General features: G+C 64.8%; 9 protein-coding genes. 4 read left to right on the forward strand and 5 right to left on the reverse strand.

Features of this window, described 5'->3' with window-relative positions:
- Positions 1 to 333 precede the first annotated feature (333 nt).
- On the forward strand, positions 334 to 3,408 hold the full coding sequence (locus GGR47_RS06425; RefSeq protein WP_147035948.1) for a TonB-dependent receptor domain-containing protein: 3,075 nt from the start codon (positions 334 to 336) through the stop codon (positions 3,406 to 3,408).
- Between the two features lie 250 nt (positions 3,409 to 3,658).
- On the opposite strand, the gene GGR47_RS06430 is transcribed toward GGR47_RS06425, so the two are convergent.
- Together GGR47_RS06430 and clpB are read right to left on the reverse strand one after the other, a co-directional pair.
- On the reverse strand, positions 3,659 to 6,604 hold the full coding sequence (locus GGR47_RS06430; RefSeq protein WP_244305024.1) for a TonB-dependent receptor domain-containing protein: 2,946 nt from the start codon (positions 6,602 to 6,604) through the stop codon (positions 3,659 to 3,661).
- Between the two features lie 219 nt (positions 6,605 to 6,823).
- Entirely contained in the window at positions 6,824 to 9,403 is a 2,580-nt protein-coding gene (gene clpB, locus GGR47_RS06435; RefSeq protein ID WP_147035949.1) for an ATP-dependent chaperone ClpB, read from the reverse strand.
- Positions 9,404 to 9,558: 155 nt separating this feature from the next.
- On the opposite strand from clpB, the gene GGR47_RS06440 reads away from it, so the two are divergent.
- The 3 genes from GGR47_RS06440 to GGR47_RS06450 all read left to right on the forward strand — a co-directional run bounded on the left by GGR47_RS06440 (position 9,559) and on the right by GGR47_RS06450 (position 13,422).
- Positions 9,559 to 12,393, forward strand: a complete 2,835-nt coding sequence (locus tag GGR47_RS06440) for a M16 family metallopeptidase (protein WP_147035950.1) — start codon at positions 9,559 to 9,561, stop codon at positions 12,391 to 12,393.
- A 12-nt stretch (positions 12,394 to 12,405) separates the two neighbouring features.
- Entirely contained in the window at positions 12,406 to 12,705 is a 300-nt protein-coding gene (locus tag GGR47_RS06445) for a hypothetical protein (RefSeq protein WP_017980344.1), read from the forward strand.
- Between the two features lie 303 nt (positions 12,706 to 13,008).
- Positions 13,009 to 13,422: a protein NO VEIN domain-containing protein gene (locus tag GGR47_RS06450; RefSeq protein WP_147035951.1), complete on the forward strand. Its 414-nt coding sequence runs from the start codon at positions 13,009 to 13,011 to the stop codon at positions 13,420 to 13,422.
- A gap of 2 nt (positions 13,423 to 13,424) precedes the next feature.
- Here GGR47_RS06450 and GGR47_RS06455 read toward each other — a convergent pair whose 3' ends face one another.
- From GGR47_RS06455 to gpmA, 3 genes are all read right to left on the reverse strand, one after another.
- Positions 13,425 to 14,480: a 5-(carboxyamino)imidazole ribonucleotide synthase gene (locus GGR47_RS06455; protein WP_147035952.1), complete on the reverse strand. Its 1,056-nt coding sequence runs from the start codon at positions 14,478 to 14,480 to the stop codon at positions 13,425 to 13,427.
- Positions 14,480 to 14,962: a 5-(carboxyamino)imidazole ribonucleotide mutase gene (gene purE / locus GGR47_RS06460; RefSeq protein WP_147035953.1), complete on the reverse strand. Its 483-nt coding sequence runs from the start codon at positions 14,960 to 14,962 to the stop codon at positions 14,480 to 14,482. The genes GGR47_RS06455 and purE overlap by 1 nt, the downstream gene beginning before the upstream one ends.
- A gap of 544 nt (positions 14,963 to 15,506) precedes the next feature.
- Positions 15,507 to 16,193 (reverse strand): 2,3-diphosphoglycerate-dependent phosphoglycerate mutase, encoded by a 687-nt coding sequence (gene gpmA, locus GGR47_RS06465; RefSeq protein ID WP_017980340.1) that lies wholly within the window; start codon positions 16,191 to 16,193, stop codon positions 15,507 to 15,509.
- Positions 16,194 to 16,531 lie beyond the last annotated feature (338 nt).

Consider the following 16,531-nt stretch of genomic DNA (forward strand, 5'->3'; position numbering starts at 1 on the left):
TTCCGCCACACCCGACGACATAAATCTATGATAAAAAGCCGTTTCGGAACAAATTAGCCGGTCGGTGAACCAAGATGCCGGTCAGCGCGTTCTGCCCGTTATCGGGCAGGATTTCCGATCCGGCCTGCCATGCAGGGCAGGCATTGTGTCATTTCGGCGACACCGGCGCGCAAAGATGAGCCGCGGATGAATGACGGCTTTACACCCCAAATACGTGAACGCATTCCTGTCCAATGTCCTTTGGAAGCCGAATGCGGCTTGAGGGGGCTTGGCCATGCCTGGAACCGGCACCGTCACAACGGGCCGGCCATCCGGGTCAAGCGAGGGAAGACGATGACCACGATGTACCGCTTTACGCGAAAGGCGGCCCTGCTCGCCGCCGCGACGCCGTTCGTGCTGCTGTCCGCCGGCGTCGCCGCGGCGCAGACCACCCCGGCGCCGCAGCCGACCACCGATTCGTCGGATCAGACCGCAGCCGCCGCACCGCAGACCCCAGCCCAGCCGCAGGAAGCGTCGACCGGCAACGACATCGTCGTCACCGGCTCGATCATCCGCGGCGCCGATGCCGGCCCGTCGCCGGTCAGCACGATCACGACCGAGAATCTCGATGTGCGCGGCATCAACACCGTGCAGGCGGGCATCCAGGCGCTGTCGTCGAACAACGGCCCGGCGCTGACCAACTCGTTCACCGCCAATGGCGCGTTCGCTTCGGGTGCGTCGTCGGTGTCGCTGCGCGGCCTGTCGACCAACTCGACGCTGGTGCTGTTCGACGGCCTGCGCGCCGCTTACTATCCGCTGTCGGATGACGGTTCGCGCAACTTCGTCGACCTCAACACCATCCCGGACGACATCGTCGAGCGCGTCGACGTGCTGCGCGACGGCGCCTCGTCCAGCTATGGCGCGGACGCGATCGCGGGCGTGGTCAACATCATCACCAAGCGTTCGTTCCAGGGCATCGCCGGCCGCGTCGAAGCGGGCATTGCGGAGCGTGGCTACAACGCCAACCAGCGCCTGTCGCTGACCGCCGGCACCGGCGATCTCGATGAGAAGGGCTATAACGCCTATATCAGCGGCTTCTATTATCGCAGCGAAGGCGTGAAGGCGTCGTCGCTGCCGGCGCCGTACAACACGAGCGACGAGCGCAGCCTGTGCAGCAACCGCACCGGCACTACGGTGTGCGGCCCGAACAACATCGCCAACAGCGTCGGCCCGAACGGCACGCTGCCCGGCTTCTCGATCGGCACCGGCAACTTCTACGTCCGTCCGGCCGATGCGACCAACACGACTGCGCTGGGCCGCTATCAGTTCCTGAACCCGGCGCTGGGCTGCGTCGTCGGCACGCCGTACAACCTGACCGCGACCGACCTCACCAACAACCCGACCGCACCGGGCACCGTCTGCCAGGTCGATACGCAGAACCTGTACGGCAACGTGACCCCGGACATCGAACGCTTCGGCGGTTCGGCCAAGTTCACCGCCAAGGTCGGCGACACGTCGGAAGCCTATTTCCAGGTCAACTTCCAGCAGTCGACGTCGAGCTACACGGGCGTTCCGGCGACGATCCGCGCCAACGCACCGGCGGGCATCCTCTTCCCGCAATATTCGACCTCGCAGGGCCCGACGCCGTCGATCGATCCGCGTTCGGCGATCCTGGCGCTGCCGGTCTACATCTGCCCGCGCGGCACGACCGCGGCCTGCACCGCGGCGAACGGCACGCTCAACCCGAACAATCCGTTCGCCGGCCTGGGCCAGGTGGCGCGCATCGTCGGCACGCTGGCCAACGAGCGTGAGTTCAACGAGACCCGCAGCCGCGTCTATCGCGCCGCGATGGGCATCAACGGCACCATCTTCGGTGACGTCGACTATCGCGTCGACGCGACCGCGATGCACACCGACCTGCGTCGTCGCACCGACGGCTACGTCTACATCCAGCACCTGCTCGATGTCATCAACGACGGCAGCTACAACTTCCTCAACCCCGGCCAGAACAGCCAGGCGGTGCGCGACTATCTGACGCCGCAGTTCATCAACAACAGCTCGTCGGATCTGTACCAGGCGCAGTTCACCCTGGGTAAGGCGCTGATGGCGCTGCCGGGTGGCGACCTGCGCGTGGCGCTCGGTGGCTCGATCTTCTACGAAGCGGTCGACGCCCCCAGCGGCAACCCGGACACCAACGGCCCGACGCAGCGCTATTTCCGTCTGAACGCCTTCGGCACCAGCGGCAACCGCACCGTCACCTCGGCCTTCGGCGAAATCAACGCGCCGATCCTCGACCAGCTGACGCTGAACGCCTCGGGTCGCTACGACCATTATTCGACCGGTCAGAGCGCGTTCTCGCCGAAGTTCGGCGCGATCTTCAACCCGATCCGTCAGGTCACCGTGCGCGGCACCTATTCGCGTGGCTTCCGCATCCCCTCGTTCGGCGAGGCGAACGCCCTGCCGACGACGGGTTACGTGACGCAGCAGCTGTCGAGCATCCCGGCGGCGTTCCTGGCGCAGTACACCAACCGCGGTTCGACCACGCCGTGCTCGGCTGCGGCACCGACCGCCTGCTCGTCGTACATCACGGCCTATTCGATCGGTCAGACCACGCTGGCATCGCCGAACCTGCAGCCTGAAAAGTCGCGCAGCTTCACCGCCGGCATCAAGTTCGAGCCGATCCGCAGCCTGTCGTTCACGGTCGATTACTACAACATCCGCAAGACCGGCGCGATCACCACGCCCGATCTGTCGCCGGCGATCGCCGCTTACTATGCGGGCAACGCGATCCCTGCGGGCTTCGACGTCATCGCCGACGCGGTCGACGTCAACAACCCGACCGCCAAGCCCAAGATCGCGTTCGTCCGCTCGCAGCTGATCAACGCGCAGACGATCAAGTCGGAAGGCATCGATTTCGGCGCCAACGGCTTCGTCAACTTCGGCAACGTGAAGTGGACCACGGCGCTGAACGCCAGCCTCATCCTGGAGCTGAGCACCACCGTCGACGGCGTGCGCCAGACCTATGTCGACACGCTCGGCAACTTCAACCTGACGGCCGGTTCGGGCACGTTCGAGTGGAAGGGCAACTGGGCCAACACGTTCGACTTCGGCGATTTCGCGCTGACCGGCACCGTCAACTACACGTCGGGCTACGACCTGTCGGCGATGGACCAGGGCGACGCGTACAAGGACTGCGGTCAGGCACCGGCCTATTTCGGCTGCCGCGTGAAGAGCTACATCACGGCGGATGCGAACGCGACGTTCCGGGTGAACGACAAGTTCTCGTTCTATGTGAACGTGCTGAACGTCTTCAACCGTCTGCCTCCGATCGATCCGGTCACGTACGGCGCGTATCTGTACAACGCCGTCCAGGGCGGCGACGGCATCTTCGGCCGCCAGTATCGCGCGGGCGTGAAGTTCGGCTTCTAAACGCCGCTACCCTGCCCCTCTGCGGAGGGGTGGCGACTCAAGGACGGGGCGGCTCTGCAGGGCCGCCCCTTTTTTTTGTCAGCGGTGACGCCCAATCAGGGTGAACTAGTCGACGATCGCAAAGCGCGAAGCTGCTTGGGCTTTAGAGCGGGCGCCGTCATCTGGGATGCAAGTGAAGGAAACTAGGCTTGCCCATAAAAAAGGCGGCCTTCGAACCGAAGGCCGCCTTAGTACTTTAGTCGGTGTTAGATCAGAATTTGATGGTGGCGCCGGCGTAGAACATGCGCCCATAGAGGTCGTAAGTATCTGCCACGGTCTGCGTGCCAGGCCACGTTACGGGATTCGTATCCCCGAACATCGGCGGCTTCTTGTCGAACAAGTTGTTCACGCCGACATATAGTTCCATCTTCCGGCCCTCGCCCACGGCAATCTTGCCCTGGACGTTATGATACCAGTAGGCGGGGATCGGAGTGATGACCGTCGTGCTGCCATCCAGGTTGTCCTTCAACGGACCAAGATAGTCGACACGATAATTGAGCTGGTAGCGTTCCGTGCCCAGCGTGAAATTGCCGGTAACCCTGTCCTTGAACCCAGAACCGAGGCGGCCGCAGCTGTAGCAGTCTGCTTGGCCGAGTTCGTTTTGCACCGGACCGCCCGGGAAGGGAGTCTGCTGCTGATTGAAGCGATGGTTATAAAGCACGTCGATATCCAATCGCGTCCCACCGAGCGGGATCGAATAGCGACCTTCGACGTCAAGACCTGAAACAAGGTAGGACCCCGTATTCAAGTTCAATGCGTTTACGCGGGTGATGAAGCCGTTCGCATCGCGGATGACGTTGTTACAGAATAGCGGCTGGCCACCGGTGAAGCATTGCGAAACCGAAACCTGCTGGCCGATGATCCCAATCGCGTTCTTCACCTTGATGCGATAATAATCGACCGTCAGGCTGAAGTTGCGGATCATAGTCGGCGTGATGACGGCGCCCGCGGTGATCGTGTCGGCGGTTTCCTGCTTCAGGTTGCGATTGCCGCCGAGCAGGCCGTCGATCGTTTGGATCTGAGACGTGCTGTACTGGAAGCTGCCTCGCGATGCGACGGTCGCTGCAATGCCCGGGATCGCAGAGCAACCCGCGGGTAGCGGCACGATCTTTGCCCCATCGCCGTTGCCCTGCGCCTGGTCACAGGGATCGTTTACGGCAGGGAACGTCTGGCTGAGCGATGCGAACAATTCGCCGATATTCGGCGCGCGCGTGGCGCGGGCGAAGACGCCGCGGAAGCGGATGTCAGCGGTCGGCGCATAGGTCGCACCGGCCTTGAAACTCCACACTCCACCAATGGTGGAATAATCCGCATAACGCGCTGCACCCTCTATTCCGAGGTAATGGAGGCCCGGACGGTCTTCGACGATCGGTGCGACGACCTCGACGAAGCCTTCCTTAACGTTGAATTGGCCTTGGGTGTTCGTGATCTGATTGCCCGACGACAGCCCGGCCTGCGTGAACGGATCGAAGACCTCAGAGCTTTTCTCGTGGCGATATTCACCGCCGAAGGCCACGGCGACCGGGCCGCCCCACAAGGAGAACAGGTTGCCACTGATGCTACCGGAGACGACGTCTTGGTTGACCTTCGCCAGGTAGTCGAACGTCACGTTCGAGCCGTTCTTCAGCTGGACGACGTTACCATCGACCAACGTCACGTTGGTGGTCGGGCCGGTATAAGTCTGCAAGAAGCGAGACGCGGCAGCGCTGGCGGTATTATACCCGAAAATGTTGATGGGAACGCAGCCCGCGGCCCGCGCTGCGGCATTCGAACAGCGAACCTGACCGTCCGGTCCGATTTCGTTGCTCAATGCGGCGCCATAGTTCGGCGTATAGATAGCCTGTGCCGTCGTGTGGTCACGGCTTTGCGAGTGTTCGTAATACAGGTCGTACGACCACTTGCCGCTGCCGCCGATATCGCCCTTTACGCCCAGTACACCGCGGTAGAAATCGCGATCGTTCTGATTGCTGCGGCTGAAGATGTCGTTTGATCGACGACGGAACTGGATCACGTTGGTGCCGTTCGCAATGGCCGCGGCACGGACCGCCGCCGGAACGTAAGGGCTGGTGATCGGAATGCCGGCATAGGCCGAACCGTCGAAGTTCAGCGCAGCACCGGGGCCGCTATTCGCAATTGCAGACGGTTCGAGCGATGCGTTGGAATTGGTATGAACGTATTCGCCCTCGGCATAAACCTTGAACGCATCCGAGAAGTCGTAGCTGCCCAGAAAGGTCCCTTGCAGTCGTTCAACCGGCACCGACAGCAAGCGGTCGCCATTGCGGTTGTAGCCATCGACATTGGCGCCCTGATAGCCCTTCAGCGCGTTGTTGCCATCGAAGGTGAAGGTTCGGCCGGTCGCCGGAGAGAAGGTCGTCTGGGTAGCCGGATTGCTGACATCGAAGAGCCCCTGCGCTGCGTAGGAGCTGCGGTTCGGTACGTCCTTGGCCGAAAAACTGCGGTTGCGAGACGGTAGCCCGTGGTCGTTGTCGTAGCTGAAATTCGCAGCGACATGGCCGCGATCATCGGCAAAACCATGACCGGCCGTGATCGATACGTATTGGCGCGGTGCATCGCCCTTGTCCGAGATGGTGTTCTGCGCACGGACGCGCAGCCCCTCGAACTTACGGTTGAGGACAAAGTTTACGACGCCGGCGACGGCTTCCGATCCGTAAACGGCGGAGGCACCGCCAGTGACGACTTCGACGCGTTCGATCAGGTCGGTCGGGATATTGTTGACGTCGACAGCGGACGAACCCGCGATACCGAGCGACCTGCGCCCATCGATCAGCACAAGAGTGCGCGACGCGCCCAGGTTGCGCAGATTGACGGTGGCCACGCCGTTGCCGGTGTTCGAAAAGTTCGAGCTGGTGCGACTGACGTTCTGGCCCACCGCAGGCAGGGTGGCCAGAACATCCTGGATATTCGACGCGCCGGTATCCTGAATCCTCTCGGCGCCAATGGTCACGACCGGCACCGATGCCTGTAGGTCGGGTCTCGCGATGCGCGATCCGGTAACGACGATATCCGTGGATGCCGCGGCGGTTTGGTCTGGCTGTGCTCCTGCGGTTTGTCCGGTGGTTTGCGAGGCAACTGCCCCGCCGGTCTCCTGAGCGACAGCCGGCATGGCATAGGCAGTGCCTGCCAGAATCGTCGTCACCAGGAAAATGTTACGCGACCGTTTAATCACTGTGTTCCCCTCTTGTGGCCAATGCCATGATCGCCTTCGCAATCGCAGCATGATCCGCCGAGGGTTGCAGGCCAGCAACCCCATCGCAAATGACAGAGCTGTCACATCGAAAGATTGCTGGCCGAGTGTATCAATTTTGTTACAGGCGCTGTTGCCGAGTTGATCGCAGAACTTCGCGGTCGCGGCTGACTAATCTACTGTCACTATTAGCTTTCCATCCCCCTCATCCACCTTCACCGTCGATCCGTCCTTCACTTCGCCCCGCAGGATCGCTTCGGCGAGGGGGTCCTGGAGGTGGCGTTGGACTGCGCGTCGCAGGGGTCTTGCGCCGTAGACCGGGTCGTAGCCGACTCGGCCGAGCCATTCGCGGGCGGCATCGGTGAGTTCCAGCGCGATCTTGCGATCTGCCAGAAGTTTCGCGACGCGGGCGACCTGGATGTCGACGATCGGGCCCATGTGGCCTTGCCCCAGACGGTGGAAGAGAATGATCTCGTCCAGCCGGTTGAGGAATTCCGGGCGGAAGTGGGCGCGGACGATCTCCATCACCTGCGGTTCGACGCTGTCGACCGACTGGCCGTCCTCGAGGTTCGCCAGATACTGGCTGCCGAGGTTGGACGTCAGGATGATGATCGTATTGCTGAAGTCGACCGTGCGACCCTGGCCATCGGTCAGGCGGCCGTCGTCGAGGACTTGCAGGAGCACGTTGAAGACATCGCCGTGCGCCTTTTCCACCTCGTCGAACAGCACGACCTGATAGGGCCGGCGCCGCACCGCCTCGGTCAGCACGCCGCCTTCCTCATAGCCGACATAGCCGGGAGGCGCGCCGATCAGGCGGGCGACGGCGTGCTTCTCCATGAATTCGCTCATGTCGATGCGCACCATCGCGGCGGGATCGTCGAACAGGAATTCGGCGAGCGCCTTGGTCAGCTCGGTCTTGCCGACGCCCGTCGGCCCGAGGAACAGGAAGCTGCCCAGCGGCCGGTTCGGGTCCTGTAGACCCGCGCGTGCGCGGCGGACGGCGGTGGAGACGGCGCGCACCGCATCGGACTGGCCGATGACGCGGGCGCCGAGCACCTCCTCCATCTTGAGCAGCTTTTCGCGCTCGCCTTCCAGCATGCGGTCGACGGGCACGCCGGTCCAGCGGCTGACGACGCCGGCGATATCGTCGGCGGTCACTTCCTCGCGCAGCATCGCGCCCTGCGTTGCGCCCTGTGCCTCGGCGAGCTGCTTTTCGAGCGCGGGGATGCGGCCGTAGGAGAGCTCGCCTGCCTTGGCGAGATCGCCGCCGCGCTGCGCCTGTTCGAGTTCGAGCCGCGCGGCGTCGAGCTGTTCCTTGAGCTTGGCTTCGCCGGCGATCTTCTCCTTTTCCGCCTGCCAGCGCGTGGTCAGTTCCGCCGATTGCTGTTCGAGATTGGCGAGTTCGCCCTCGAGGCTGCCGAGGCGATCGACGCTGGCCGCGTCGGTTTCGCGGCGCAGGCCTTCGCGCTCGATCTTGAGGCGCAGGATGCGGCGGTCGAGGCTTTCGATCTCCTCGGGCTTCGATTCCACCTCCATGCGGATGCGGCTCGCCGCTTCGTCCATCAGGTCGATCGCCTTGTCGGGCAGGAAGCGATCGGTGATGTAGCGGTTGGACAAGGTCGCCGCGGACACGAGCGCGCCGTCGGTGATCCGCACCCCATGGTGCATCTCATATTTGTCCTTGAGGCCGCGCAGGATGCTGATCGTATCCTCGACCGTCGGTTCGCCGACGAAGACGGGCTGGAAGCGACGCTGGAGCGCCGGGTCCTTCTCGACGTATTTGCGATATTCGTCGAGCGTGGTCGCGCCGACGCAATGGAGTTCGCCGCGGGCGAGCGCGGGCTTGAGCAGATTGCCGGCGTCCATCGCACCGTCGGATTTGCCGGCGCCGATCAACTGGTGCATCTCGTCGATGAACAGGATGATGTCGCCCTCGGCGCCCTTCACCTCGTCGATGACGCCCTTCAGCCGCTCCTCGAACTCGCCGCGATATTTCGCGCCCGCGATCAGCGCGCCCATGTCGAGCGCCATCAGCGTCTTGTCTTTCAGGCCGTCGGGCACGTCGCCATTGGCGATGCGCAGCGCGAGGCCCTCGACGATCGCGGTCTTGCCGACGCCGGGTTCGCCGATGAGGACGGGATTGTTCTTGGTACGGCGCGCGAGGACCTGGATCGTGCGGCGGATTTCCTCGTCGCGGCCGATCACGGGGTCGAGCTTGCCGTCGCGCGCCGCCTGCGTCAGGTCGCGCGCGAATTTCTTGAGCGCGTCGTAGCGATCCTCCGCCGAGGCGGTGTCGGCAGTGCGGCCGCCGCGCAGGTCGTTGATCGCAGCGTTCAGCCCCTCGGCGGTGACGCCCGCGGTCTTGAGCGCCTTGCCCGCGGCGGTGGTCTGCGCGAGCGCGAGGGCGAGCAGCAGCCGTTCGACGGTGACGTAGCTGTCGCCGGCTTTCTGCGCGACCTGTTCGGCCGAATCGAGGACGCGGACGGTGTCGTTGTCGAGACCGGGCGTCTGTTGCGCGCCCGAGCCGCTGACCGCAGGGATCTTCGCGAGCGCGGCGTCGGTGTCCGCGGTGGCGCGGCGCGCGTCGCCGCCGGCCGCCTGGATCAGTCCGGCGGCCATGCCCTGCTCGTCTTCGAGCAGCGCCTTCAACAGGTGTTCGGGCGCAATCCGCTGATGATTCATGCGGATCGCGACGGTTTGCGCCGATTGCAGAAAGCCCTTGGCGCGGTCGGTAAACTTTTCGAGGTTCATCACTTACCCCTTCCTAACTGGGCAGGAATGTAGTGTTGCCTTTGTGCAACACAATAGTCGTCGATGGTTTCATCCGACACCGCTTGCCAGTTGTCGGGGCGGGGCTATGCTCGCCGCCGTTCACGTCCATTACGGGACGCTCTCGGGGGGATTGCATGACGACGATGAAATTTGCCGCGCTGGCCGGGGCCGCGACGCTTGCGCTTGCGATGCCCGCCGTTGCGCAGACCACGCCCGCGGCGGTGAAGGCCGCGCCGGTGTCGGCATTGGTCAAGGAAGTGAACATTCCGTACCAGGAGTTCACGCTGAAGAACGGGCTGCGCGTGATCGTCCATACCGATCGCAAGGCGCCGGTCGTCGCGGTCAGCGTCTGGTATGACGTCGGGTCGAAGCACGAGCCGCAGGGGTCGACCGGCTTTGCGCATCTGTTCGAGCATCTGATGTTCAACGGATCGGAAAATGCCCCGGGCGACTTCTTCGCGCCGCTGAAGCAGATCGGCGCGACCGACCTCAACGGCACGACCTATTTCGATCGCACCAATTATTTCGAGACGGTGCCGACCGGCGCGCTGGACCGTGCGCTGTTCCTGGAGAGCGATCGCATGGGCTATCTGCTCGGTGCGATCACGCAAGGCGTGCTCGACGAGCAGCGCGGCGTCGTCCAGAACGAAAAGCGTCAGGGCGACAACCGCCCTTACGGCCTGCTCGATTATGCGGTGACCGAGGGGCTGTTCCCGACGACGCATCCGTATGGCCATGACACGATCGGTTCGATGGCGGACCTCGACGCCGCCAGCCTGGAAACGGTGAAGAATTGGTTCCGCAGCCATTACGGCCCGAACAATGCGGTGCTGGTGCTGTCGGGCGATATCGATGCCGCGACCGCCAAGCCGCTGGTCGAAAAGTATTTCGGTGCCATCAAGCCGGGCCCCAAGAGCCAATTGCCGGTCGCGCCGGTGGTCACGCTGCCCGCGGCGAAGACGGTGACGCTGAAGGACCGCGTCGCGGCGGTGATGCTGTCGCGCAACTGGGCGGTGCCGGGCCTGAACGACAAGGACAGCGCGGGGCTGGACGTCGCGGCGGGCGTGCTGGGCGGCATGGCCTCGTCGCGCTTCGCCAACGAATTGGTGCGCAAGGAAAAGCTGTTCACGCAGCTGAGCGCCGACAACAGCGACTTCGCGCAGATCGGCGTGTTCTCGATCAACGGTCTGGTGCGGCCCGGCGTCGATCCGGCGGTCGCGGCGCAGCGGCTGGACGCGGTGGTCGCGGACTTCCTGCGCACCGGCCCGACCGCGGACGAAGTGTCGCGCTATGTCACGGCGACGATCTCGGCGCGGCTGCGCAGCCTGGAATCGGTGAACGGCAAGGCATCGGTGCTGGCGGAGGGCGCGCTCTATTCGAACGATCCGGGCTTCTACAAGAAGGAGCTGGCCGAACTCGCCGCGCAAACGCCGGCGAGCGTCAAGGCCGCGGCGGACAAGTGGCTGAGCCGTCCGGTGCTGGCGGTGAACGTCGTCCCCGGCGCGCGCGACGCCTATGCCGAAGCCAAGGTGCCGCCGAAGGTGGATGTCGTCGCAGCCCCGGAGCAGCCCGCCAAGGGCACGCGCGGCGCGATGCCCGGCGTGGGCGCGATCACCGGCCTCACCTTCCCGAAGATCGAGCGGGCGCGGCTGAAGAACGGCATCGAGATCGTCTATGCGCAGCGCAGCGCGCTGCCGGTGACGCAGGCGGTGCTGAGCTTCGATGCGGGCTATGCGTCGGACGTGTCCGACAAGCTGGGCACGCAGCTCGTCGCGCTGATGATGATGGACGAGGGCACCGACCGGTATGACGCCAACGCGCTTGCCGAGGCACGCGAGCGGCTGGGCATGCAGCTGAGTGCCTCTGCCAGCAACGATCGCAGCACGCTGTTCATGGGCGTGCCGAGCGCGAACCTGAACGGTGCGCTCGACCTGTTCGCGGAAGTCGCGCGGCACCCGACCTATGCCGATGCCGAGGTCGCGCGCTTCAAGGCGCAGCAGGTTGCGGGCATCCAGCAGGAGCTGACCAATCCCGGTGCGCTGGCGCAGCGGATGACGACGCGGCTGCTCGCGGCGGGGACGCCCTATGCCAAGGCGCAGGGCTCCGGCGATCCGGTGGCGGTGGCATCGCTGACCCCCGCCGATCTGCGCCGCTTCGAACAGGCGTGGCTGCGCCCCGACAAGGCGAAGATCTTCGTCGTTTCCGACCGGCCGCTGGGCGAGGTGAAGGCGGCGCTCGACGCGCGCTTCGGCGACTGGCAGGGCACGGGCACGCCCGGCACCAAGACGTTCGGGGGCGCGCAACCGTCGCTTACCCCGCGCATCGTGCTGGTCGATCGTCCGGACAGCCCGCAGTCGATCGTCGTCGGTGCGCAGCGTACCGGGCTGAAGGGCACGGATGATCTGCTGGCGCTCAACACCGTCAACGACGCGCTGGGCGGCAGCTTCCTCAGCCGCTTCAACATGGACCTGCGCGAAGAGAAGCACTGGTCCTATGGCGCGGGCGGACGGTTCCAGGTGTCCGAATATGCCGCGCCCTATGTGATGCAGGCGGGCGTGCAGGCGGACAAGACGGGACCGTCGGTCGCGTCGGCGCGCGAGGACGTGACGCAGTTCGTCACGACCAAGCCGATGACGGAAACCGAATATGGCCTGGCGATCAACGGCGCGATCCTGCAGCTGCCCGGCCAGTTCCAGACGTCGCAGGCGGTGCTTGGCGCGATGCAGACCAACGACCTGCTGAAGCGCCCCGACGATTATTACGCGACGCTGCCGACGCGGCTGCGCGCGCTGACGCTGCCGGAATTGCGCAGCGCGGCGGCGCAGACGATCAAGCCGGGCCAGTTCAGCTGGATCGTGGTGGGCGACGCGGCCAAGGTGAAGCCGCAGCTTGACACGCTGGGCCTGCCGGTCGAGGTCATCCCGGCAAGCGCGGTGGCCAATGTAACCCCCTCTACCACCGCGAAATAAGGAGAGATGCGCATGGCCGATGTCGATGGCAGCTGGGATTGCACCGTAAAGTCGCCGCTGGGCGACCAGAACCTGACGCTGACCGTCCAGAGCGACGGCGGCAGCTTCACCGGCACTGCATCGGGCGCGATGGGCTCGAGCGACGTGTCGGGCGAGGTATCGGGCAACACGATCCGCTGGAAGCAGCAGATGACCGTGCCGATGCCGATGACGCTCGACTGCGAAGCGACCGCCGAGGGCGACACGTTGACCGGCACCGTCGGTGCAGGCGCGTTCGGCAGCTTCCCGCTGAACGGCAAGCGCACCGGCTGATCGTTCGGTTTGTCAGGGTAACGGGCGGCCCGTCTTCCGAAAGGGAGGCGGGTCGTTGCGGTTTTGGCTGGCAGAAATGACAAACCCCAGCCGGCGAACCGACTGGGGTCTATCGAGCCTTTAGCTTGCATCGCCAAGGACCCTGCCGGATCGCTCCGGACTTAAGCCTGATGCCCGGCAAGCCGGGCAGCGCAGGAACACCGGCTATATAGGGCCGTGTGACTTTGCATCACAACGGGTCGTCTTACTTACGACTACGATTTGGGCTGTCGAGTTGGCAGACTTCTGTTTAAGCAGCCCGAAATGCCGACCAAGCTATCGCGTCTCCAAGCCGGAACACTGGGTGAACTGCTTGCCGTCGCCAAGCTCAATACGCTTGGCTATGCCGCATACATAAGTCCGGAAGGTGCGCCTGGGCATGACATCATCGTCGTGGTGGCGGGTCAGGCAAGATCGATTGAGGTCAAAACGCGGCAGTTTCTTAAGCGTCCATCCGAAATCACGCGGTGGCCGGTAGACATGTCGACCAAGGGTGAGGCTGACTTCTTTATTTTTGTCGAGTTGGACCTACGAACACTATCGCCGATCTTCTACCTGCTTACAAAGAATCAGGCTCTGGCAACATGGCGGGACTATGCAGGGGGAGGCAATTGCTATCCGCCGCATGTTCGACAGATCGTTCCAGCCAATGACTTTTCCGCATTGGCTGCTGCCTGACGTTACCGCGTCACCCGCGTCACATGACCCATCTTGCGGCCCAGTCGGGCCGAGCCTTTGCCGTAGAGGTGGAGGTGGGCGCCGGCTTCCGTCAGGGCGGGTTGCCACGCATCGTCGCCGATCAGGTTTTCGAGGCTGACCTCGCGCCCCGTCAGTGTCGTGGCGCCGAGGGGGAGGCCGCAGATCGCGCGGATATGGTTTTCGAATTGCGAGGTGTCGGCGCCCTCGATCGTCCAATGGCCCGAATTGTGGACGCGGGGGGCCATTTCGTTGAACACCGGGCCGTCGCTACCCACGAAGAATTCGCATGCGAGGACGCCGACATAGCCCAGTTCGTCGGCGATGCGGCAGGCAAGCGCGGTGGCTTCCTCGGCCTGCGCGACGATCTCGGCCGGTGCGGGGACGGTGGAGGTGCGCAGGATCGCGTCGCGATGGACGTTGTGCGGCGGATCGTAGCGGACGCTGGCGCCGTCCTGACCGCGGGCGATCAGGATCGAAAATTCGTGGGTGAAGGCGATGAAGCCTTCGAGCACCGCGGGGCCGCCGATCGTCGCCCAGGCTTCGGCCGCATCGGCGGCGTCGCGGATCACCGCCTGGCCCTTGCCGTCATAGCCGAAGCGCGTCGTCTTGAGGATCGCGGGATAGCCGATGCGGTCGAGCGCCGCCATCAGGTCGGCTTCGCTGTTCACCGGTGCCCAGGGGGCGGGGCGGCCGCCGACGGTCTCTACGAAGCGCTTTTCGGCGATGCGATCCTGCGCGACGCGCAGCGCGGCGGGGTTGGGGTGGACGGGGACGCGCTGGCTGAGCCATTCGACGGGCGTGACGTCGATATTCTCGAACTCGTAGGTGACGACGTCGCAGGCGGCGGCGAAGTCGGCGAGGACGATGCGATTGTGGTAATCGGCGCGCGTCAGGCTGGAGGCGGTCTGCGCAGCGACGCTTTCGCGGTCGGGGGCGAGGACGTGGGTGCGATAGCCCAGTTGCGCTGCGGCGACGGCAAGCATGCGACCGAGCTGTCCACCGCCGAGGATGCCGATCGTCGAACCGGGGGGCAGCATCAGGCGGGCTCGTCCGCGACGGCGTCGGTCTGGCGCTGGCGCCAGGCCTGCAACCGCTGCGACAGCGCGGGGTCGTTGATGCCAAGGATCGCGGCGGCGAGCAGGCCGGCGTTGGTCGCCCCCGCTTTGCCGATCGCGAGGCAACCGACGGGGATGCCGGCGGGCATCTGTACGATCGAGAGCAGGCTGTCCTGGCCCGAGAGGGCCTTGCTCTGGACGGGGACGCCGAGGACGGGAAGGTGCGTCATCGCCGCGGCCATGCCGGGCAGGTGCGCCGCGCCGCCCGCACCGGCGATCACGACCTTGAGGCCGCGATCCGCCGCCGACTTGGCGTAATCGTACAGGCGGTCGGGGGTGCGGTGCGCGGAGACGACCTTCGTCTCATGCGGCACGCCTAGCTCGGCGAGCACGTCGGCGGCGCCGCGCATCGTGTCCCAGTCGGACGTCGAACCCATGATGATGCCGACCAGCGGAGTGTCCATGGCCGTCGTCTATCGGGGGCGGGCGGCAAGGGCAACGCCCTGGCGTGCGCTTCCGTAGGGGAAAGGTGGCGGCATGAACACCTGAAGGGAAACGTTCGTGGGGTATCGTTTCCGCTTTGGTGGTGATCGGGCATGGGGCTGGGTTGTGGCGGATGATGGGGGTGTAGGACAGGGGGGCGGGATTTGGGTTTTGGTGCAGGGGGTTGGAGGGAGGTGGGTCCAACATGCATGTCGCCGGGTGTGTTGTTGGCACCTCCGATCCCCACGACCGTCATTCCCGCGGAGGCGGGAATCCAGAACCTCTGACGTTTCGGCTGGAGGCGCGACGGTAGCGCGTCTGGATTCCCGCCTTCGCGGGAATGACGAAGAGGGGGAGGCGGGCGTTCTTTCCCTCCCGTCATCCCGGCGGAGGCCGGGATCCATGGATGGGGTGCCGTTGCTGGTGCGGGCGCCACCGGCGTTGCGTGTCCATGGATCCCGGCGTGCGCCGGGATGACGAAGGGAGGAACTTGCCCCGCGCCGGGATCACGAAAGAGGGGGGCGCTTAGCGCTCGTTGAGGTAGTAGCGGTCCGTGGCGTTCAAATCCGCGTCGAGGTCGTAGACGATCGGCTGGCCGGTGGGGATTTCGAGGCTGGTGATGTCGTCGTCGGAGATGCCTGACAGGTGCTTCACCAGCGCGCGCAAGCTATTGCCGTGGGCGGAGATCAGGACGCGCTGGCCGTCCTTCAGCGCGGGGGCGATGCGCTGTTCCCAATAGGGGAGGACGCGGGCGATCGTGTCCTTCAGGCTTTCGGTCTGGGGAATGGCGATGCCGGCGTAGCGGCGGTCCTGGCTGAGGTCATAGGCGCTGCCGGCTTCGAGCGGGGGCGGGGGGATGTCGAAGCTGCGACGCCAGATGTGAACCTGTTCGTCGCCGTGCTTCGCCGCCGTCTCCGCCTTGTCGAGACCGGTGAGGCCGCCATAATGGCGTTCGTTGAGGCGCCAGTCCTTTTCGACCGGCAGCCACAGCCGGCCCATCGCCTCCAGCGCGAGGTTGAGCGTCTTGATCGCCCGTGTCTGCAGCGACGTGAAGGTCATGTCGAAATCGAGGCCCTTGGCCGCCATCAGCTCGCCCGCGGCGCGCGCTTCGGCCGCGCCCTTGTCGGTGACATCGACGTCCCACCAGCCGGTGAAGCGGTTTTCGAGGTTCCAGGCGGACTGGCCGTGGCGGATCAGGACTAGGCGAGGCATGCGGGCTCCCGTGGGTCGAGGGGTCTGTGGTTCGGGGCGGGGATAGTGCGTGGGGGGGCGTGTGTCGATTGATCCGCTTTTCGGGGCGCTGGGGAGCGTGGGTTTTGTTTCACGCGAAGACGCTAAGACGCGAAGAGAAGAGGGGTGTTCACGCGGAGACGCGGAGACGCGGAGAAGGTACGCCCGGTCGCTCCGGTCGCGTTCCATCAACCCCGGGCTGATGAAGGGCCGTGCCTGCGGCTAGGCGCGCGTCCCTCCGCGTCTCCGCGTCTCCGCGTGATCCTGCCTTCTTCTTCGCGTCTTAGCGTCTTCGCGTGAATCTCCTTATCGAGACCCCA

The sequence above is a fragment of the Sphingomonas aquatilis genome, assembly GCF_014196115.1.
Lineage (GTDB): Bacteria > Pseudomonadota > Alphaproteobacteria > Sphingomonadales > Sphingomonadaceae > Sphingomonas > Sphingomonas aquatilis.

What these genes read in the sequence shown, in the direction of transcription:
- GGR47_RS06425 (WP_147035948.1), top strand. Translation starts at nt 334, where the DNA reads ATGACCACGATGTACCGCTTTACGCGAAAGGCGGCCCTGCTCGCCGCC.
- clpB (WP_147035949.1), bottom strand. Translation starts at nt 9,403, where the DNA reads ATGAACCTCGAAAAGTTTACCGACCGCGCCAAGGGCTTTCTGCAATCG.
- GGR47_RS06440 (WP_147035950.1), top strand. Translation starts at nt 9,559, where the DNA reads ATGACGACGATGAAATTTGCCGCGCTGGCCGGGGCCGCGACGCTTGCG.
- GGR47_RS06445 (WP_017980344.1), top strand. Translation starts at nt 12,406, where the DNA reads ATGGCCGATGTCGATGGCAGCTGGGATTGCACCGTAAAGTCGCCGCTG.
- GGR47_RS06450 (WP_147035951.1), top strand. Translation starts at nt 13,009, where the DNA reads ATGCCGACCAAGCTATCGCGTCTCCAAGCCGGAACACTGGGTGAACTG.
- GGR47_RS06455 (WP_147035952.1), bottom strand. Translation starts at nt 14,480, where the DNA reads ATGCTGCCCCCCGGTTCGACGATCGGCATCCTCGGCGGTGGACAGCTC.
- purE (WP_147035953.1), bottom strand. Translation starts at nt 14,962, where the DNA reads ATGGACACTCCGCTGGTCGGCATCATCATGGGTTCGACGTCCGACTGG.
- gpmA (WP_017980340.1), bottom strand. Translation starts at nt 16,193, where the DNA reads ATGCCTCGCCTAGTCCTGATCCGCCACGGCCAGTCCGCCTGGAACCTC.